We start from the raw sequence: 21725 nt of genomic DNA on the forward strand, positions 1-21725 counted from the left end.
CTGCTCCCTGCCCTCGGTGCCGTCCTGGCTGGGGCCGCCACCGCTCCCTGGCAGCTGGCCCGATCCTGTGTGCTGCGCCCCGTGGGTGCGGACCTTGGTCCGCACCGTTCCTGCATCCACGCATGCCGTGGATCTACTGCACCTGCTGCTTGCCCGCGTCTGCGCGCGCCTGCGGAAACTGGAAGGCGCTGTTGACGTCGTAGCCCGTGGCGGCGGCCGTGTTTCCGCGCGTTGGTGGATCGATGCTGCTGCTGGCACTGCCGAAGCCCAGGATCTGCACGCTGATCACCGACGGCTGGTTGCGCCGCGCATCGTCCTGGCTCTTGCGCATCACGTCCTGTGCGGCCTGGCTGGCGCTGTTGGCCGCAGCGCTTGCCGACGCCAGCGCGTTGACGTTCACCGATGCCAGTACCGGCAGGCCCTTGCTGTCGCCCTGCACCTGGATATTGGCGGCGTTGAGCACCTGCAATGCCGCCAGGTTGATGTTGCCTGACACGCGGATACCCGCCTCGCCGGCATCAATGGTGCCCAGCGGCGCGATCAAGTCGACATCGCCCGGCGCCACTTCGGCGATCGGGTTCAGCGTTGCGATGCCGGCGCCGCTGGCCGGTGCCTGCGGCGACAGGATCACGTTACCCCAGGTGTCATAGACCCGGCGCGGCGGGGTGTACAGCAGCGTGGTCTGCGAACCACGACCGGCATTGATGTCACCCTGCTCCGACCACGCCAGGATGTCACCGCCAAAGGTGGTCATCACCCGAGACAGGCCCAGCAGCACGCTGTCCTGGCTGAACAGACGGATGTCACCCTGCCCCTGGGTGACCAGGCCCGCACTTGCGGGAGGCACCACGCCCTGCACGCCGACCACGATCTGTCCGCCCGGTGCCATCAGTTCGATGTTGCCACCCGCTTCGGTGCGCACGCCGGAACTGCCGTACATCACGATATCGCCAGCGCGGTTGATGGTTGCGCCAGTCCCATCCTTGTCCGGCATCAGCGTGGCGATCGCCTCGCGCCCGCGCAGGTAGGAGCCGAAGCGTGGCCCTTCCGCATCGGTGTACTCACGTCCACCTTCGCGCAGCTCGGCGTAATAGATCTGGCGCAGGAAGATGCGCTGCTGCTCCTTCGGCAATGCGTCGAACACGGCCAGCGCCTCGGCGCCATCGGCAGCCAGAGCGAAGCGCTGCTGCAGCCACTGCTTCAGTTCCTTGTCATAGATCTTCACCGCCTTGCCGGGCTGCGATGCAAGCGATTGCGCGGAATCGGCAAGGTTGACTGGGTCCAGATAGCGGGCACGCAGGGCTGCGAAATCGATCTGCTGGTTGCCGGCCGTCAGCGCGATGCTGGCGCCGGGCCGGGTGTCACCCTGCACGATACCGCCGAGGCTGACGATGCTGCCCGCATCCTCCTGGCGCAGCTGGCGGCCGGCACTGATCTCGGTGTTGCCGGGGCCGGCGATGGTCGCGTCCAGATGCACGATGTCGCGGCCCGCCGCCGCCACCGTGATGTCGGCGGGCGCGGTGTTCAACGCGGTCATCGACACCCCGAGGATATCCCGGCCTGCCCGCAGTTGCACGGCGCCGGCGGCCTCGAACCAGTTCAGCTGCGTGCGCTGCCCCCCGTTGGGATTCAGCGTGCGCCGGGCGCCGGTGGCCAGACCGATGATGTCGCCCTGCACCGCGTAGAAACGGCTCGGCGCCAGGGCCGCAGACACGGTGGACAGCGGAGTATTCGGACCGAACGCGAACAGCGGAAGCGACGCGTCCGGCGATGCAATGTTGCCGTCGACCGACAGGTTGTGCCGCGAGCGGGTCACATTGCCGCTGGAATCCCGCTGCTCGGCCATGAATGCCGGATCGAAGGGTCCCGGCAGGCGCGCGTCGCTGGCGGAGCGCGCGATCTGGGTCGCACCACGCTGGGCGAAGACGCCGCCACCGGCCAGGACGTCCAGCCGTCCTGTCGCCGAGGGTGCCAGCAGGATCACATCCTGCGTCCCCAGCGTGGCGCTGATCCGGTCCAGCTTGATGTCGCCCTGCGCAGCAACGGCACTGAAGCGCGAAGGATAGAGCCAGTAATTCAGCAGATCATCGCCACCGCGCACAACAAGCTGGACCTGTTCGCGCCACAGATTGCTGCCCGTCACGTTTTCCGGCCCGGCGAGGCCCGGCGCGAGGTCACCACCGGCACTGAACAGATCCACGGCCGTGTTGGCGGTCCACAGGGAGAACCACGTGCTGCCTGCAGCGCGCGCGCCATCATCCTGCAACACCGCGCTGTAGTTGGCCAGCGGAACCCGGCCAGCATCGGCGACGCCGCCGAGCACCACATCGCCCCGTGCCTGCAGCTGCGCGGCGGCGTCGCCCAGCACCAGCACCGGCCCGCCCATCGCGCGGGCGGCGTCGGGCGCAAACAGGTCTGCCGCGCGCTGCTGACCCAGCGTCGCGTAGCTTTCCAGGGTGACGCCCATTGCACCGATGCGCCCCGCGTCGAGCTGCAGGCTGCCGCGCAGATTGCTGAAGGTACCGTTGAGGTCGAGATTCTGTCCCGCCCTGGAGGCATTGAGGCTGGAGAACGTCGCCCGCAGATTCGGATTCAGTGCGCCACCGATACGCAGTTGCAGGTCGCCGCCGCCGGTCAGGTGCAGCTGGCCATCGCTGACCCGGCCGGTCGATCCCACCGCCGCGATGATCGCACCCGAGCGCGGTGCGATCATCGAGCCCAGCGCATCACCTATCGCATCGCGCACGCCGGCGTCACGCCCGGCCTCCAGCGTCAGGTTGCCGCCACCCAATGTACCGAAGCCGGTGAAGCCGACCATCCGCGGAGAGGCGCCAGCGGCAGCGGACACGTTGGTGTAGGCGCCAAAGTTCACCCACCAGCTGGTCGGCACCGGCTCCACGCCGGTGGTGCTGCCGGTTCCCTGCCGCCACAGCCAATTGCCGACCGCGGCACTGGAGTACAGCGCCCAGTCGCGCTCGCTGGTGCCCGACTCTGCGCGCCCGGTCCAGACGTCACCGACGATATCGCGCCCGGCTTCGACGCGCAGGTTGCCGCCATGATCGGGATACCAGGCCTGGTAGCCGGCCAACGCGGCGTCATAGCTGCCCGGCACCAGGTTCGGACCCAGCAGTGCCGTGTTCCTGGGGGCTGCTGCGCGGGGCGAATTGAAGGCAGCGTCGCGGCCCTCGCCCAGCGTGGTGGGAGTGCCCGCCGTGTATACACCGAAGCCGGACTTCATCACGACATCACCGGCAGCGAGCAGTTCCAGGTCACCCTTGCCGGTGCGCAGCACGCTCCAGGCCGGCGTGCCCGCGCGCTTGCCGTAGGTGGTCACTTCGGTCTGCGTGCCACCGCCGGCGCAGTAGGTGGGTGCGGTGCTGCAGAACTCGTCTTCGGTCATGCCGAACATCGCCGCGAAGTCCTTCGCAGGGGTGCCCACGTAGGACTCGTCGCCCCAGTAGTCCAGCGAGCCCTGTGCGGCCACCTGGCGGGGTGCCGGGCCGCAGTAGTCGGCCGACATCGCGCAGAACTCGTCTTCGGTGAAGCCGAACATGTCGGCCAGCTCCGCGATCGGACGGCCCGCATAGGAGGTGTCGCCGATCCAGTCCAGCGATGCCTGCTCGGTCAACGCGCGATCGCCCACCCAGATGATTTCGGTCTTGACCGTACCGATCGAGCCCTGGTGGGTATCGGCCAGCACCACGCTGCCTTCGCTGCCCCAGCGTCGGCTGCGTGGATCGGCGGCACCGGCATCGGCACCGGCAACAACGGTCAGGTCCCAGGAGGTGGTGCCCTCGGCCAGCATCGGCGCCAGCGCCCAGTTGCGTCCCTGGTTGCCGTTGGCGTCGGCCGGCCGCAGATTCACCGGCGCGTCGCCGGCCAGCTCCACCTTGGTCAACGATGGGATGTACGCGCCCACCTTGAGCTCGACTTCCCGCGCCAGCCGCAGCGCAACCGGCAGCACCGCGCCGGCGGGCCACTCCTGTGCCGCCATCTGGACCGCGCTGCGCAGGCGGAAGCCGGCGCCCAGCCGCGCACCGGCCGCCAGCACCAGCGGCTCCTGCAGCACGGTGCCCGCCGCCAGCGTCTGCCCGGCGTCGGTGGTCACCGCCGCACCCAGCACCGTGCCCGCGGGCAGGCTCAGGGTCTGCGAGATCACCATCGGCGCGGGCAGCACGGTGCCGACCGGAAGCGTTGCCGATTCGACCGGCACGTCATAGTTCAGGCGGGTGCCGGCCTGGAACTCGGTGCCCGGCTGCAGCTTCACCCCGTCCACCGGCACCACCAGGCCGCCACCGAAGGGGGTGTGCCCCGCGCTGCCATTGCGACCCTCATACAGCTGCCAACCGCCCTCGTCCGGCGTGGACGGCGGCGGTGCGAAACCATCGTTGATGCTGCCATAGACGTTGATGTTGCCTTCGGCGCGCAGCACCAGCGAGGCCGACTCGCCGAAGCCACGCCGCGATGGATCGGCGCGGTTGGCATCGGGCCCGTAACGGTAGCCGGACAGATCGATGTCGCCGGCAATGGTCAGGTCGCCCTCCGGGTTGGCGTCGCTGCGACGCGCCACCACCTGTACGCCGGGACGAAGGCGGACATCGCCCAGCGCGGCCGTGCGCTGCTGCAGGTCCGGATTGGCCAGCGCGCCATCGATCCAGGCCACGCTGTGCGGATCGACCACCTGGCCCAGCCACTGCTGGGTGACCAGCTGCGCGCGGTTGCCGCGCACATCAGCAGTGGTGGCCAGGGGCGCATCGTCGTAGCGGCGGACACCATTGAGCTGGATGTCGGCCGCGCCGTCGATGCGCAGGCCGTTGGCTGCGGCAATCGCCGCGTCGTTGCTGCCCAGCCGCGGCACATCGATCTTCAGCGTGCCGCGCGGCGTGCCATCGTTCTGGCCTGGACCTTCACCGACGGCAACGTCGCTGCCGGCACGCAGGTCCAGCTGCGCCGCGCTGCCCAGGCCGACGGCACCTTCGGCGCTGCCCAGCGTGATCGTAGCCCGGTTGGGACTGTCGATGATCTTGCCATGGCTGTCCACGCGCAGGCCGGTGCCGTGCGCGTCCAGCGTGCCGTCCACCTGCAGCTGATCGCGGGCATACAGGCGGATGCTGCCGACCTGCTCGCCGCTGGCATCGATGCGGCCAGCCACGGTCAGGCTGCCCGCATCGACACTGATGTCGACCCGGCGCGCCTTCACTTCGTCGCCGATCCGCAGATCGCCTTCACCGATCCGGAAGCTGCGACCGCCGACGACGCCGCCGGCGGTCAATCGCTGGTTGAGGCCGGTGAAGTCCTGCAGCTGGCGTGCCCGCACCACCAGTTCGCCACCGTCGTAGGGCACCAGCGTGCCACCGGCATCGTAGCGACCACTGGCGGCACCCTGCAGAACACCGGCCAGATCGGCTTGACCGGCCATTGCGGTGACTGTCAGGCGCCCGCCGCGGTTGTTGCGGGCGGAAACATCGATGCGTGAGGCAGCATCGGCGCGGATGTCACCCGTGTAGGTGGACAGCAGGACATCGCCGCCCCAGCTGAACTTGTCCACGTCGTACAGCGAGACCTTGCGCCCGGCCAGATCCAGCGCGGCCCGGCTGCCAAGCGTGATGCCCTCGCGTGCGTTCGCCGACAGCCGTCCGGACGCCAGCGCGATCGTGCTGTCCAGCGTGATCCGGTTGGCGTCGATGCTCAGCTCACTGCCCAGTGCATCGCCACCCGCCTTGCCGACGCCCCCCTGCAGGCGGAAGTCGCCGCCGGTGTGCACGCGCAGCTGCGCGGAGGGATCGGCGGTCAACAGCGGTGTATCGATACCCAGGCTGCCTCCGCTGTACTGCCAGCCCTTGTCGGCCAGATAGTGGCCGCGCTGCTGGAACACGTCCAGCGTGCCCTGCGCGGAGAACGACAGCTGCTCGGAAGCACTCAGGTTCAGCGCACTGAATCCGAGTACCTGCCGGTTCGCAGGTACTTCAGAGCTGGGACGGCTGAATGGCGCCCGCCCCAGCTGCAGCTGACGGGTGAAGATGTCCAGCTGCCCGGCGCCGAGCCGGTCCACCATCGGATCGGCCGGCGGCACCGACGCGTCGCTGCCCGGCGCCTGGCTCGCCGCCAATGAGCCGTCCCAGACCAGCGTGTCCACCAGGATGCGCGCACGGTCGGTCGCCGCACCGTAGCCGCGGATGGCCTGCGCACCGAGGACAAGCGTCTGCAGGCCACTGCGGCCGGTGGCACTGTCGCGCGCGTCCAGCTCGACGTTGCCGAACACGTTGACAGAATCCCGCGCGACCAGGCTCAGCGTGTCCAGCGCCGGCGCGCCGGAGGCATCATTGCCGCGCAGAAGTTGCTGCAGCACGGACTGGTTCATGGTCATGCCACTGGGCAGCGCCCCTGCCGCAGCGGCCTGGGCGATCGCTTCGGCACTGCCGAGGTTCAGCGCCGCCATGCTCAGGCCGAGCTGGCGGGTGCCATAGCTGGCCGAGTCGCGCATCTGCAGCGTGCCATCGGTCGCTACCGCGATGCTGCCATCGGAAACCAGCAGCGTCTGGCCATCGCACGCCGTCTGGCACCCCCCGATGTCGATCGCTACCGGGCCGGCTTCCACGCCGGTGGTACCGGTGATCAGGTTCAGACGCTGGTTGGACACCGCCAGCAGGCCGCCGGAGACCTGGTAAGGCAGGGTCGCGCTGGCATTCGCGTTGGCGGATGCGAAGGGCAGTGTATCGAGGGTCGCACCGGCCTCGACCAGGACGCCGCTGCCACCGGAGGCCGCTGCCACCAGCACTTCCGGTGCGTTCAAGGTGACGCCGGAACGGATCGCCACGCTGCGCGCCTGGCCGGTCACCGCCACCTGCGAGGCCTCCTGGTTGAACTGCCCGCCGATCATCATCCGCGCCGGCAGGAAGGCATTGAGCGCGTCGTCGCTGAAGGTGGCACCGCGATCATGCGCCTGCGATTGCGCGCCGCCATCAACGATCTCCAGCGAACCGACCGCCGGGCTGGCCAACGTGGCTGACAACGTGCCGCCGCGCCCCTTGTCGGCGGCGGCGCCGAACCGCGCGGTGCCGGCGAAGCGGATGGCAGGCGTTGCTGCACGACCTGCGCCTTCACCCAGCGCAAGGGTCAACCCGAGCGCATCGATGGTCTGCCAGCCACGCGACTCGCCCCGTCGGTCGGCCACCGATTGCGCGAAGCTGTTGTAGGAAGTTTCGTTGTAGCCCGAGTGCCGGCGTACCACTGCGGCGGGGGTCAGCAGGATGTCGGTGAGCAACGGCGAGATTGCCGCGCCGAGCGCCGTTCGCTGCTGCCCGGACACACGCCAGGTGCCGGTGCCGGTCGCGATGGGTTGCACGATGCCCGAGGTGCCGGTGGCGCCCAGCTCCACCCGGAATGCACCGGGCTGCAGCGCATAGCTGGCCGGCATCAGCGTGTAGGTGCCTGCCGCCAGGCCAGGCACGCCCGCCGGCACGGTGATCTGCTGGCCCACCGCCGGTGTGGCGAATCCTTCCTCGCCGCTGGGGGCGAACGTCCCGGCGCGTCCCGGCACGATCGCGTACACCGGGTTGCCCGACGCACTGAATTCATAGCGCGGATTGGCGTCGGCCAACGCCGCGCGCAGCACGTCTACAGAGCCACTGCGCCCCGACACGAAGGCCGCACCAGTCAACTCACCACCGCCGGACATGTCCAGCAGTGCCCCCGGCGCCACCTCGATCTCGTTCGCCTTCAGGGTCACCCCCATCGAGGAGATGCCGGCCGGCGTCAGCGAACTCACGCTGCGCGTGCCGACCCGCCAGTCAACACCATCGACGGTGCCACCGTAGGGCAGCGACAGGCCGGCACCGCTGGTGGAGGTAACGCTCCCCGGCAGCAGTTCCACCCGGCTGCCGACGGTTCCGTTCTGGATCAGGCCGCCCAGCTGCAGCGAGCCCATCGGCGCCTGCACATTACCGCCCTGCTGCACTGTGGCGGCCACCAGGCGAAGCCTGCCCAGCGCCGATTCCGGCACCGGCTGCGTGCCTCCACCGATGCCGTGGATGCGCAGCACGGCGCCCGGATCGGCCCAGTTATCAGCGCTATCCACGGTCTGCGCCGAAGCGCCGGCCACCAGCGTGCCGACCGCCCCCGTGGTGGGGTACAGGCGGGCAGCGGTCACGTCCATCGAACCGGCCGTGATCAACGCGCTGGTGTTGCCACTGCTGGCAATGCCGTTGGTCAGGCGCACATCACTGCGGCTTTCCAGCGCCACGTGTTCGAACCCGGGCAGCCAGGTGACGTCGCGGATGTCGATCAGCTCGGCCTGCACCGCCAGCGCACGCTGGTCCGGCGCTGCCGAGGCACCTTCGGCCGTGACCAGCAGGTTCTCGCCCGGTATCTGGCGCCAGCGTGCCTGCGCCAGGCGGACGTAGGGCGCACTCAGTCGCAGCCCCGAGGACGGCCCGGCATCCACGGCCATGCCCAGGCTCGAAGTACCCTGGCCGTGGATGCGCAGGCTCTGGGCCAGGCGCAGGTCGACATCGCCGACCGCGCGGATGTCACCGAACACCGACAGGTTGTCGAAGCCGCCGGCCTGCAGCTGCTCGACCGACAACGCCGCGTGGCCATACTCCAATGCGGCCGGCAGTGGCTGCGCCGGTGCGTTGTGCTGGCTGAGGCTGATCGCACGCGCCCGCAGTACCTCCTCGCTGGCGCCACGTGCGTGAATGCTGCCGCCAAAGGCCAGGCCAAGCGTGCCACCGCGTGCGCCGGCACCACCGGCGGCCGCGTCCATCCCGCCGTCCAGGTACAGCGCATTGGCCGAGCGCAGCACGATCTGCCCGCCGTCGCTGTCCACGCGCACACGGCCCTGACCGTCGATGTCCAGTTCGGCCGACGCGCCCCGCGCCTGCAGGCGCGCACCGCGTTCGACCACCACGAAGGCTTCCGGTGGTCGATTGTCGACGAATGCTGTGGTCTCCCAGTCCAGCGCCCCGCCAATCTCGATGCGTCCACCCGCGCGCACCTGCCCGCGCAGGTGGCCGCCGGCATCGGGCAGCGAAATCACGTCTGCATCGGCATCCAGCAGCGCGCCTTCGGCGAAACGCCAGGTGCGTTCGGTGCGCTGCCCGGCGTACAGAGCGTTTTCCGGTCGCACATCGTCGATCAGGATGCGGCCGCCCTTGGCGCGCAGCGTGCCTTCAACATCGATGTTGCCTGCCCCAAGCAGCGAGATCGTCTGCCCTGGATCGACCGCCACCAGCGCATCCGTGCCGACCCGCAGGTCACCGCCCACGCTGTTGCGGTCCGAACGCAGGCTGATGCTCGCGCCCGCGCGCTGGCTGACGCGCCCACTCGACGGATCGGCGCTGTACAGCGGCGCATCCCACGCCGCCAGTGCGGACGCCCGATCGGTTGCCATCCGCGCGCCCTGGGTCAAGCGCAGGCCCGGCAGGACCGCGACCAGCCGGGCGCCATCGGCCACCTCCACGCCCTGGTGGCCATTGATGTCGTACTGCGCAAAGCCACTGCCGAACAGGCCGGGGTCCAGTCGCAGCGACGTGCCCGCCGGGTCCGGATCGCCCACCCGAACGTGGCCACCGGTTCCCAGCGAGAAGGAACCACTGCCCTGTCCTCGGCCACTGAACCGGCTCCCCTCGCCCAGCTGCACCCGGCCACTGCCGTCGGTCGCAACCGTGCTGCTGTTCGCCTGCAGGCTGACGCCACCCCCTTTGCCGATGCGGCCCTTGCCGCGCAGGTCCAACGCGGCGCCGGCCTCGACGTCAACCGTTGCCTCGGCGCCCACGACCACGTCATGACTGTTGCTCAGGCTCAGGCGGCCGCCATCCGTCCAGGCACCGCTGGCGTCGAGCGGCATCTCCAGTGACGCATTGCTCCATTCACCGGAGAGATCGATCCGCGTGCCGTCGGCAATGGCGGTGCGGGCGCGGCCATCGTGCAGCAGCGCCGTCGGCCGGCCCTGGACATCCAGCAGGTTGCCCGCCGACAGCTGGCCGCCGGCAATGCCGATGTCGCCTGCCAATTCCACCTCGCTGCCGGTCAGGTTGAGCTGTCCGCCTGCCTGCAGCCGAAGGCTGCCGTCGACGCGGATGCCATCGGCGGTCGCCAGGTCGATCCGTCCCCACTGCTGGGCACTCAGCGCTGCGATATCCAGCCACACCGTGTCACGCCGCTCCTCGTCGACCGGCGCCAGCAGCGACCACGCCGCCTTCGTCGGAGCCTTGTCATCCAGCCGCACCTCCGAGCCGAACACACCGCTGCGGCCCTGGCCGTCGTAGCGCCCCAGGTACAGCTGCGCATTACGCGCGGCCGCCGTCTGCGCCTGCGCATAACCCTCCAGCGCGGAATCCGGCCTGCGGTTCTGCTGCGCGCCCTGGAAGGTGGCAGTCTCAACCTGCCCATCCAGCACCGCGGTCGGTGCGGAGACGATCAGGCGGCCTGCGTCGCGGCCGACCGTATACCCGTTATCGACACGCTGCGCCGCGAATACGATCGGATCACGGAAGGTCTCGGTGACGCCCCAGCGCTCCTGCTTCACTTCATGGCCGCTGTACAGCCCATCGAACAGCATCTCCGCCGGCGCATCATCAAGGCGGTAGACCTGGCCATCGACGCCGCGCACCCAGCTCTGCCGGATCACGCCGCTCTGCACATCCAGACTGCCACCGGCAAGGTTGATGCGTGAGCCGCCATGCGTGACCACTTCCCTGCCGCCCAGCAGGACAGTGCCTCCCTGCGCGGCCCATTCGCCGATCGAGTGCCCCTGGTTGTCGAGGTATCCGCCCACTTCCAGCAGTCCACCCGCCGCGTACCAGCGCTCCCCCTCGTAGCCCCCGGTACCGGCCGGAACGTGGACCAGCCTGCGGCGGTCGATCCAGACCTCGCTGCTGGTCAGCTTGCCGCTATCGCGGTTGTCCAGGGCATCGCGCAGTTCGTTGCCCTGCACCTTGACCTGGACATTGTTGCTCTCCATCGACACCTGTACGCCCACTGCGCCGGACACGTCCACGCGTGCCGCGTCGTCTACGTAGCTGCGGGCTGCCGCATCGGCGATGATCTGGCCGCCCGTGGCAACCGTCAGCGAATCCGCACTGAAATGGATGTTGCCACCGGAGACGATCTCCACCCGCGACTGGTCCCGGCGATCATTGTGCTGGGACAGATTGTCGAAGGTTGCCGAGCGCGCACCGGCGCGGATCGCGTCCTGCTCCGCCGATTCCTTGATGAGGCTGTCGCGCTGCGTATCAAGCACCTTGGCCTTGCCGTCGTCCTCGACCAGCACCGCCGTAGTGGCTCCATCGGCAAGCGTGACGCTGCTGCCGGCATCACTGGCCGAAGCCAGAAGATGCACGGTGCCGCGCTGTGCAAGCGTGGTGCTGGCCACGGCCACGCCGGCCTGCTCGACGCTGCGCCCGGCCAGGGTCACGTCACCCTCGCGGGCGCGCAGCAGGCCGGTGTTGCGCACGCTGCCAGCCGTGCTGCCAGCGATGAAGCGCGGCGCGGTTTCATTGCCGCGGGTGGTGGAGCTGGTATTGGTCGCCGTACCCACGCCGCGCCGGATCACGAAACTGTCGCCGGCAGCGAGCTGCACCTGCCCTTGGCGCGCCTCGATCTGGCCGGCGTTCTCCACGCTGTGCCCGGCCAGCAGCACGTAGCCACCGCCGCGCGTCGCACTGGTCGGCTCATGGGTCGCGATGCGGGCGCCCTGCTCCACCATCACCTTGCCGAACGCATCGCTGAGCGCGCTGCTGCTGGCGTCGGGGCTGTACAGGCCGTTGTCGCGGAACTGCGCATCGCTGATCCGTGTTGCGGCCGCCAGCAGGTTGCGTACATTGACCTGGCTGTTGTTACCGAACACCACCCCGTTGCGGTTGGCCACGAACACCGTGCCGTTGGCGTTGAGCTGCCCCTGGATCTGGCTGGGCCGCGCAGCCGGGTCATTGACCCGGTTCAACACGGCCCAGTCCGGGTTCTGCAGGAAGTTCAGCGTGGTGTTGCCGCCGATGTTGAAGGTCTCCCAGTTCAGGATCGCCTTGTCCGCAGTCTGCTCGACCGTGACCTGCACCCGCCCGTCGCTGCCCTGCGACTGGATCGCCTCGCGCGCATTGAGCCAGCCACGGGTCAGCGGATTCTGGTCGACGCTCAGGCCATCCTTGCCGAGGCCATCGGCAACGATGAAGCCAGCCTCGCGGCGCGCCTGCCTCGCCTGCTCCTGCAGGCGCTGCTGCAGCGTGATCGCCTGCGCCGCGGTGCCGAGATTGTCGATCGACTGCTGCAGCTTCTGCCGTGCTGCGTCCTGCTGCTGGGCCGGCAACTGGAACTGGATCGGCACGCCGTTGGGCATGCGGCCACTCTGTGCCGCGCTGCCCTGGGCCGCGCCGCGGTCGGCGAACCAGCCCGGGCTGAAGGCCTGCTGCGCCTGGCTGGCCGGGGCCACCATGCTGCCCAGGGCGACCGCGATGGCCCACGCCATCGGATGATTGCGGCGCATCGGCGCGGCCGGATGAACAGCGGACGGGAGCGGGTGCGACATCGGAACCTCATCAACCTGGTGGGCCGCGGCTGCGGCGACGATCGGGGAGGCACGCGCAACGCATGCCCTGCCCCTGATAGACGGTTCACGTGACACGAAGCCGACAGCGAGACACTGCGGCGGCAGCACCGTCGCGGAAATGGCGACGCCGGCCCAGCGGCCGGCGTCGGGTCAAACAGGATTCAACCGGTGCCGCGGATTACAGCGGACGGCCGATGCCAGCGCAGGTGCTGGGGTTGTTCAGGCCGGCAGTGCTGCTGGCCAGCACGAAACGGTTGCGGATCGCATCGCGCCAGGCCTTGGTCAGCGGGATGAAGCCGTGGTCGGTGATCGACTTCTCATACGCGACGGTGTAGGTCGCCGGATAGTGGCGGGCCAGGAAGCCGCGCAGGCTGGTGGCGACGCTCGAATCCTTGTAGCACTGGCCGATCACCAGGTTGGTGTAGCCGGCGATCGGATAGCCGGCCGACGGGTTGCCGAACACCGGCACCCAGTTGGCGGGGTTCTCGGCATCGGCGCCGGTCGGCGGAGCGACGGTGTCCAGGGTGGCCTGCACGCTCACCTGGTCCGGCGAGAAGCCCTTGACCTTTGCAACCTTGGTGGCATCGGTCAGGCTCGGGATCACGTCCGGACCCACATAGCCGATGCGGCCGGCCTGCGCGTACACGGCGTTGTACAGCGAGGTGCCACCGGTGGCCGGGGCGGCCACCAGGAATGCCGGCAGGTTGCCGTTGGCATCGCGCTTGTACAGGTCGGCGAAGGTCGACTTGATGGCGAACTTGCCGCCCACCAGGTTCGAGGTGGCAGCGTTCTCAGCCGCACAGGCCGCAGTCAGGAAGCGGCTGAACATTTCGCTGGTGCCGCTGCTTTCCGGGCGGTAGACCACCTGGATCGGGCCGCTGCGGTTGGCATCGATGGCCGACCAGTCGCTGATCGCACCCGAGAACACGCCGCAGATCTGCGCCACGCTCAGGTCCACCGCCGAACCGGCCTTGTTGAACGGGATGGTGACCGAGGTGGCCACCGACGGCACCTGGATCAGCGCGCCGTAGCGGTTGGCATTGGTCGGCTGGTTGAAATTGGTGGTGTAGGTGTTCAGTTCGGTGCTGCTCAGCACCGAATCGCTGCCGGCGAAATGCACGGTGCCGGTGGTCGAGAACAGCGCCGAGTTGTTCTCCAGGAACGCCTTCTTGCCGGTGCCCGAACCGGTCACGGCGTAGCTGAAGTTTGTCGGCAGGATGCTGTCGGCCGAACCCTTGTAGAGGTCGGCCGGCAGCGAGGCACCGCCGCCGGTAACGGTCTGCGCCGAGGCGGCGCCCACGGTAGCGAGCAGCGCGGTGGCAACCAGCGCGGCCAGGGTCTTGTACTTGGTCATGATCTTCTCCTGAAGGGTTTACTGCGAAGGTGAAACACCAAGGGAGGAACGGTCATTGCACGCCTGCTGTCGCCAGGGGCCTCCCAGCCCGCTCTGCGACGACGTGGCTATGCTGGTCCGTGCCGATGACAGGCCGCTTAAGAAACCTGTGGAAGATCGAGAAAAGGTGTGGAGGATTGTGTGGAGAATCGAAGGCCTGCCGCGCTGCGCGCTCGCCGGGCATGGCCCGTCGCTACCCGTGATGCGCTTCGCGCATCACTGCACCAATTGATTCATTTCCATGATCGGCATCAGCACGGCCAGCACGATGGTCAGCACCACGCCGCCCATCACCAGGATCATCGTTGGCTCCAGCAATGCGGTGAGTGCCATTGCACGGCGTTCAATCTCGCGCGAGATGGTCTGTGCAGCGCGGTCGAGCAACGGTGCCAATGATCCGGTCTTCTCGCCACTGGCAACCAGGTGCACCAGGATCGGCGGATAGACTTTCTGCACCTTCAGCGCCGCACCCAGCGCCGTGCCTTCGCGCACACGCGCGGCCACGTCATCGGCACAGTGCGCCAGCAGCGCGTTGCCCAGTGTCTGTCGTGCAGCGTCCAGTGCACGCAGCAAGGGCACGCCGGCATCAAGCAGGATCGCCAGTGTCGATGCGAAGCGTGCGCTGTTCACGCCCAGCACGAAGCGACCCACCATCGGTACGCGCAGCAGCAGGCTGTCCCAACGCAGGCGCAGCTCCGGCCGCCGCAGGGCCAGCCGCCAGCACACCACCAGCGCGCCGATGCCGATCCCCGTCCATACCCCCCACGCGCGCACGAAAGCACTGGCCGCCAGCATCACCTGGGTCAGCACCGGCAACGTCTGCCGCGCCTGCACGAACGCTGTCACCACCTGGGGTACCACGTAGCTGAGCAGGAAGATCACGATCGCCACCGACACCAGGCTGATCGCTGCCGGATAGATGAAAGCCGTCAGCACCTTCGCCTGCAGCGCGTTGCGCTCTTCGATGTAGTCGGCCAGGCGCTCCATCACCCGCGCCAGATCACCGGAGTCCTCGCCGGCCCCCACCAGGGCGCGGTAGATCGCGGGAAAGTCGCGCGGCCGCGCCGCCAGCGCCACGGTCAAACGTTGGCCGGCGCGCACATCGGCGCGCACCGCAGTGAGTGCCTGCGCTACATGGGGCCGTTCGGCCTGTTCGATCACCGCGCTCAATGCGCTTTCCAGCGGCAGGCTGGCGGCCAGCAGGCTGGCAAGTTGTCGGGTGGCCCAGGCCAGTTCGCTGGCCGACAGCCTGCGCGCGCCCCAGCCACCGCCGGCACTGCGTGCGGCCGACACCTGTACCGGTGTCAGCCCACGCCCACGCAGTTGCTGGCGCACGCCGCGTGCGCTGTCCGCGTCCAGCTGCCCCTTCTCCATGCGCCCCTGTGCGTTGGCGGCCTGGTAGTCGAACAGTGCCATGCCCGCCTCAGTCGTCGCCGGTCACGCGCAGGATCTCCTCCAGCGTGGTCACCCCGCTGTCGACCCAGCGCTGCCCGTCCTGGCGCAGGGTGCGCATGCCGGCACGTCGCGCTGCCTCACGCAGCGCGGGCTCGCCCTGCCCTTCATGGATCAAGGCCCGCACGCGCTCATCCACCACGAACAGTTCGTGGATACCGGTGCGCCCGCGGTAGCCGCTGTTCGCGCAGGCGGGGCAGCCTACGGCCCGCCACACGGTGCGGCCCTCGGCATCCACCTCCGCGCGCCGGCACTGCAGGCACAGCCTGCGCACCAGCCGCTGCGCCAGCACGCCACGCAACGATGAGGCCATCAGAAACGGTTCCACGCCCATGTCGGCCAAGCGGGTCACAGCCGAGATCGCATCATTGGTATGCAGCGATGCCAGCACGCCGTGACCGGTCAGCGACGACTGCACCGCGATCTGCGCCGTTTCCAGGTCACGGATCTCGCCGATCATGATGGTGTCCGGATCCTGACGCAGGATCGCGCGCAATGCCGTGCCGAAGCTCATGCCGATGCGCGCGTTGACCTGGATCTGGCCGATGCCGGCGAAGTCGTACTCCACCGGGTCCTCCACGGTGAGGATGTTGCTGGTGCTGCTGTCGAGCTGCCCCAGTGCCGCATACAGCGATGTGGTCTTGCCGCTGCCGGTCGGCCCGGTCACCAGCACGATGCCATGCGGCTGGCGGATCAACCCGGTAAAGGTGGCCAGCGTATCTTCGGCCATGCCGAGGCGTTGCAGCTGCAACCGCCCGGTATCCTTTTCCAACAGGCGCAAAACCGCCCGTTCGCCGTGCCCGGTGGGCACGGTGGAGACGCGGATGTCCAGCGGCCGGCCACCCACGCGGATCGCGATGCGCCCATCCTGCGGCAGGCGTTTCTCGGCGATATCCAGGTGGGCCATGATCTTGATGCGCGAGACCAGCGCCGCGTGCAACGCACGCCGTGGCTGCACCATGTCGCGCAGGGTGCCATCGACGCGGTAGCGCACCACCGAATGGGTTTCGAAAGGTTCGATGTGCAGATCGCTTGCACCGTCACGCGCGGCCTGTGCCAGCAGGGCGTTGATCATGCGGATCACCGGCGCGTCGTCCTGTGCATCCAGCAGATCGGTCACCTCGGGCATGTCCTGCATCAGCCGGTCGAGATCGACTTCACTTTCGGCCGCGCCGACCAGTGCAGCGGCATCGCCACCGTCACGATACTGCTCGCCCAACCGCTGCTGCCAGGCCGCCGCATCCAGCACCTGGAACGGCAGCGGCCCGTGCCGGCGGCGCAGTTCGGCCACCGCCCAGGCGGCGGTCTCGGCAGTTCCCAGCAGGACCGGCGCGCCGCCTGCTTCGGCCAGCATCACGCCGTGGCTGCGCACCCAGGCATACGGCAGCGCTGGCGGTGGCGTGGCCACGCTCATGGGTCGATGACCAGTTCCGGGGTGTAGCCCAGCCCGCGCAGCTGCTGCAGCGCCGGGTCGAGCGTGGCCGGGTCGCGTGCCACCCGCACCCGCAGTCGCTGTCCGGTTTCGCCCGGCGTGGTTTCGGCATAGGCCTGCAGGCCAAGCGCGCGCACCTGTGCCACGGCCTGCGTGGCACGCGCTGCATCCAGCCCCTGCGCGAACTGCACCACCTGCACAGTGCCCTCGCTGGCCGGATACAACGCCGCAAGGCTGCCGTTCTGCAGCGGCTGGCCCTGGCCATCACGTGCATTGCCCTGGCCCAGCACCGACAGATCCTGCGGCGGCAGCTGCGGTGCCGACAGTGCCGGCAACGCCCAGCTCTGTACCGGCTGTGCAGCGGCCTGGGCGTTGCGCATGTAGTCGTAGCGGTCGCGGGTCAGGCGCTGTCCGGCGGCCGGGTCGCGCACCACGTGCGGGCGCAGGAACACCATCAGGTTGGTCTTGGCCCGCTTGCGCGTATCGCTGCGGAACAGCGCGCCCAGCACCGGGATCTTCCCCAGCCCCGGCACGGCATCGCGGCCATGGCTGACGCTGTCTTCCAGCAGGCCGCCCAGCACCATGATCTGGCCGTCATCGAGCAGCACGCTGGTGTCCAGCGCGCGCTTGTTGGTGATGATGCCGGCGCTGCCCGAGCTCTGCGCATCGATGCTGCTGACTTCCTGGTAGATGTCCAGCTTCACCGTGCCGCCCTCGGAAATCTGCGGGCGCACCCGCAGCTTCAGGCCCACGTCCTCGCGTTCGATGGTCTGGAACGGGTTGTTGCTGCCACCACCACCATCGGTGACATAGCGGCCACTGACGAAGGGCACGGTCTGCCCGACCATGATGCTGGCCGCCTCGTTGTCCAGCGTCATCAGGTTCGGCGTGGAGAGGATGTTCGCGCCGCCTTTGCTCTGCAGGGCATTGGCCAGCGCCTTCATGTTTAGGATCTGGCCCACGCCCGGCAGGTTGATCGTGCCGTCGATCACGCCGATGTTCAGTCCGTCTTTCGGCAGCACGTCGAGCGTGGTGCGCGCGGTGGTGTTCAGCCCACTGCCGCCGGTGGTGCCGCCGAAGTGGGTGCCACCGAAGGTGCGACCGTTGCCCAGCATCCATTGCACGCCCAGCTCGGCGGCGTCGGTCTGGTTGACCTCCACGATCAGGCTCTCCACCAGCACCTGCGCCCGACGCTGGTCCAGCTGGTCGATCACCCGCCGCAGGTTGCGGTACACCGGCTCCGGGGCAGAGATCAGCAAGGTGTTGGTGGCGATGTCGGCCTGCACCGAAATGCCGTTCTGGCTGAAGCCGGTGCTGCCGGCATCGATCGGTTCGCGACGGCCGGGATCAAGCCGCGGCGATTCCAGCGCATTGCCTTTGTTCTTGCCCTGTGCAGGCTGCGCCGGCGGGCTGGCATTGCGGCTGGTCTCGCCCGGCAATGCAGTGATGCCGTCGCTGCTGCCCATTGCCGGCGCATCGCTCTGCCCTGCCACCACGCCCCGCAGCACCCCGGCCAGCTGGGTGGCCTGGGCGTTGCGCAGGTACACCACATGCAGGTTGCCGGACTCGTCCTGGGCCTTGTCCAGCTTCTCCACCAGCTGCCGCGCCAGGCGCGTGCGGCCCGGGCTGCTGGAACGCAGCAGCACGCTGTTGCTGCGCGGGTCGGCCATCACCACCACCTTCTGCGCCGGCTCCGCGCCCTGCGCATCCAGCAGCGGTGCGACCATCGCCGCCACGTCCACGGCAATGCCCTGCTGCAGCTTCACCACGTCGGTGTCCATGCCGGCCGGCGTATCCACGCTGGCGATGACCCGCGCGATGCGCTCCAGGTTGTCGGCGTAGTCGGTGATGACCAGCGTGTTGTTGCCGGGGTTGGCGGTGATCGGATTGTCCGCGGTGATCATCGGCCGCAGCACCGCCACCAGCGCCGCGGCACTCTCGTAGCGCAGGGCAAACGTGCGCGTGGCTATTTCGCCGCCCGCGCCACCGGCACCAACGCGGCCGCCCAGCAGCTTGGCATCGGCCTGCGGCACCACCCGGCTGACGCCCCCGCTTTCGACCACGGCAAAACCGCGCATGCGCAATGCACCCAGCAGCAGCTGGTAAGCCTGCACGCGGCTGACCGGCCCATCGGAGACCACGGTCATCTTGCCGCTCACCCGGGGGTCGACCAGGAACTGGCGGCCGGTGAAGCGTGCCGCCATGCGCAGCACCCCACCGATGTCGGTGTCCACCAGGTTCAGCTGCACCGGTTCGCCATTGGCGTCCTGCGCCTGCACCGGCGCCGGAAGATGGGCCAGGCCCACCACCAGTGCCAATGCCGCGCTGCAGCCCAGGCTGCGCATCGCCTTCATGGATGGCCACCGCCCTGGGCGGCCATCACGATGTTTCCGGAAATCCGTGCCGCCGGCATGTTCGCGTCCCCTGTGCGTTGCAGTTGCAGTTGCTGCAGTTCGATGGCCGGATCGGCCAGCAGCGGCAGCAGCCAGTTCCAGAGCGCATCGGCGGGCACACTGCTTACCTGCAGGTGCCAGCGCCCGTCGCGCGTTTCGATATGCAGGCTGCCGGCCAGGCCGGCAGCGGTGATCTGTTGGCGCAGGCCTGCAAGTGTCGGCCGCCGGCCTTGCGCCTGCTGCTGTTGTTCACGGGCGCGCAGCAGCGGTGCAAGTGCTGCCGCCTGCGCCTGCAGCCGTGGAAGCTCAGCCTGCCAATGGCTGCGCTGCTTGAGCAGCGGCTGCAGCCAGCCCAGCCACAGTGCGGCCGCCGCTATCGCCACAGCCATCAACAGCAGCATCGCGCGCTCGCGCGCCGCCAGCCGCTGCCAACGCTGCGACAGTCCGCGCACGAAGCCCGCCGGCCGTAGTTCCGATGCGGTCACGGCGCAGTCCCGCGGCTGATCCGCAAGCGGCCACCGGCTTCGTGCGCAAGCTGCAACCCCTGTGCCTGCATCGCCTGCTGCCAGCGCTCCAGCCGTTGCGCGTCCTCGGCCAAGGCCTGCGCGTCGGCATCCAGCTCCATCTCCAGCTGGCCCGGTTGATAGCGCAGGCTGCGAACCTGACCAGCCAACTCAGGTATGGCCTGCAGCACGCCGGCTACCTGCTGCTGCACGGCAGGAAGTGCCCGCGGCGCTGCCGGCACCGCCAGTGCCCGCCGCGCCTGCACCACCGGATCGACCACATCGTCGATCTCGGGGAAGTGCGTGCTGAACTGCCGCGCCATGTCATGCTGCAGGGCTTCACCCTCGCTGTGCCAGCGCGACACCTGCAGTTGCAGGCCCAGCGCAGCCAGCACCGCGGCCGCCAGCGCAAGACCGATGGCCAGGCGTGGCGCACCTGCACCGGTAGCCGGCAACGGCAGTGACCAGCCAGGCAGCGGACCGCTGCACTGCACCGCCTGCGTCATCACGCTCGCCGGCAGATGCTCGGCCCACGCGGGCGGCACGGCATCGATCCACTGCACTGCCTGCACCCCGGCCTGCTGCAATCGCACGGCCAGCATCTGCATCACCGAGGCCAGGTCACGCCCACCGCACCACTGCACGAAGCCACGATCGCGGCCACAGCGGACCAGCACCTGCTCACCACACAGCTGCAGGGTGGCCTGGCCCACCGCCCACGGCAGCAGCAGCGGCGTTGGGTGCAGCGCCTGCAACTGCAGCCCGCACTCGTGCAACTGCTGCTGTACGCGCGCAATCGCCTGCAGGCCAAGCCACGCCACCGCCACCGTGCCATCGGCCGCCTGGGTGCCATGGCCCAGCGCCACCTCCTGCAGATCATCCAGCAGCATCGCTTCCACTTCACCCTGCAGGGCCGCCTGCAGGCGTCGCCCGGGCAGCGGCGGCAGCTGCAGCTCAAGCAGGATCAGGTCCTGCGGGTCAAGGCCCGCATGCACCCTCGCCTGCGCAAAGCGCTGGCCCAGCGTCGACAGAGGGTCGCTGCCCGTGGCCAGCACGCGGTCCTTGTGCAGCTGCGCCCACTCAACCGCGCTGTCACCATCCAATCGTTCCAACGCCGGCAGGCGCACTCTCAGCTGCAGGCTCATGCACCGATCCTTGTCCATACCCGTTGCACACGCACGCTGTCGTCGCGGTATTCGCGCCAGATCAATGCGCGGAAATCCACCGATGCACCGTCTGCCTGTACCTGGCCTACCGCCAGGAACCACTCGCTGTGGATACCCAGCGGCATCAGCGCCATCTGTTCGTTGCTCAGCTGCAGCCGGTTGGCGATGTCACCGCGGTTGAGCAGCCAGTGGCCACGATCGCGCTCGCCCAGCAGCGCCTGCAGGCGCCCGGCATCCACCCCCGGTGCAACCGCCTGCAGTACGGCGATGTCACCTGTATTGACGTTGACCAGGGTCTGCGCTGGCAGCACCACCGTACGCCGCGCCAGTGCCTGTATCGCCACCGGATCGGCGCCTGCCAGCACCTGCTCGATCAGCGACTCACGCGGCAACGGTGCACGCGCCTGCCGATCGCCATCGCGCAGGCGCGACTGGACCTGCGTTGCGGCGCTGGCACAGGCCGCGCGGGGCAGCCCCTGCCCCACACACAGCGAAGTGAACGCACGCAGTGCCTCTGCGGCAGGCTGGCCGTCAGCCAGCAGCGTGCGCAGGTTGAACCTCGACTGCGCGTCCACCAACTGCAGGTGCACCGGCAGTGGCGCCTGCAGCTGCACCGGCCGCGCCCAGCGCCCGTTGCCAACGGTAGTCAACTGCTCGCGCGCGTCGTCACGCAACTGCTGCGCCGCGCGTTCCAGCGTGGCGTCCACCGCCATGCGTACCTGCATGCGCAGCTGGTCGCTGCGTACCGCACGCAGCTGTGCCGACTGGCGGGACAGCAGCGCAGTGGCGATCACCGCCACCAGTGCCACCACCAGCATCGCCACGATCACCGCCATGCCCTG

The 21725-nt window shown here is 69.0% G+C and carries 8 protein-coding genes; all 8 read right to left on the reverse strand.

Annotation, left to right across the window (positions count from 1 at the left end; genetic code table 11):
- Window positions 1-133: 133 nt before the first annotated feature.
- The 8 genes from LMF57_RS10955 to gspK all read right to left on the reverse strand — a co-directional run bounded on the left by LMF57_RS10955 (window position 134) and on the right by gspK (window position 21719).
- Window positions 134-12523: a filamentous haemagglutinin family protein gene (locus LMF57_RS10955; protein ID WP_229289841.1), complete on the reverse strand. Its 12390-nt coding sequence runs from the start codon at window positions 12521-12523 to the stop codon at window positions 134-136.
- Between the two features lie 199 nt (window positions 12524-12722).
- Window positions 12723-13898, reverse strand: coding sequence for a substrate-binding domain-containing protein (locus LMF57_RS10960; protein WP_208083331.1), 1176 nt, complete (start codon window positions 13896-13898; stop codon window positions 12723-12725).
- Between the two features lie 255 nt (window positions 13899-14153).
- Entirely contained in the window at window positions 14154-15353 is a 1200-nt protein-coding gene (gene gspF, locus LMF57_RS10965; RefSeq protein WP_208083332.1) for a type II secretion system inner membrane protein GspF, read from the reverse strand.
- A 7-nt stretch (window positions 15354-15360) separates the two neighbouring features.
- A complete protein-coding gene (gene gspE / locus LMF57_RS10970; protein WP_229289842.1) occupies window positions 15361-16803 on the reverse strand; it encodes a type II secretion system ATPase GspE in 1443 nt (480 codons plus the stop codon).
- A complete protein-coding gene (gene gspD / locus LMF57_RS10975) occupies window positions 16800-19175 on the reverse strand; it encodes a type II secretion system secretin GspD (protein ID WP_229289843.1) in 2376 nt (791 codons plus the stop codon). The genes gspE and gspD overlap by 4 nt, the downstream gene beginning before the upstream one ends.
- Window positions 19172-19699, reverse strand: a complete 528-nt coding sequence (gene gspM / locus LMF57_RS10980; protein ID WP_229289844.1) for a type II secretion system protein GspM — start codon at window positions 19697-19699, stop codon at window positions 19172-19174. Before gspM ends, gspD begins: the two co-directional genes overlap by 4 nt.
- Window positions 19696-20862, reverse strand: coding sequence for a type II secretion system protein GspL (gene gspL, locus LMF57_RS10985; RefSeq protein WP_229289845.1), 1167 nt, complete (start codon window positions 20860-20862; stop codon window positions 19696-19698). The genes gspM and gspL overlap by 4 nt, the downstream gene beginning before the upstream one ends.
- Entirely contained in the window at window positions 20859-21719 is an 861-nt protein-coding gene (gene gspK / locus LMF57_RS10990) for a type II secretion system minor pseudopilin GspK (RefSeq protein ID WP_117311918.1), read from the reverse strand. Before gspK ends, gspL begins: the two co-directional genes overlap by 4 nt.
- Window positions 21720-21725: the final 6 nt, after the last annotated feature.

The sequence above is a fragment of the Stenotrophomonas sp. SI-NJAU-1 genome (assembly GCF_020883215.1).
GTDB classification, from domain to species: Bacteria; Pseudomonadota; Gammaproteobacteria; order Xanthomonadales; family Xanthomonadaceae; genus Stenotrophomonas; species Stenotrophomonas indicatrix.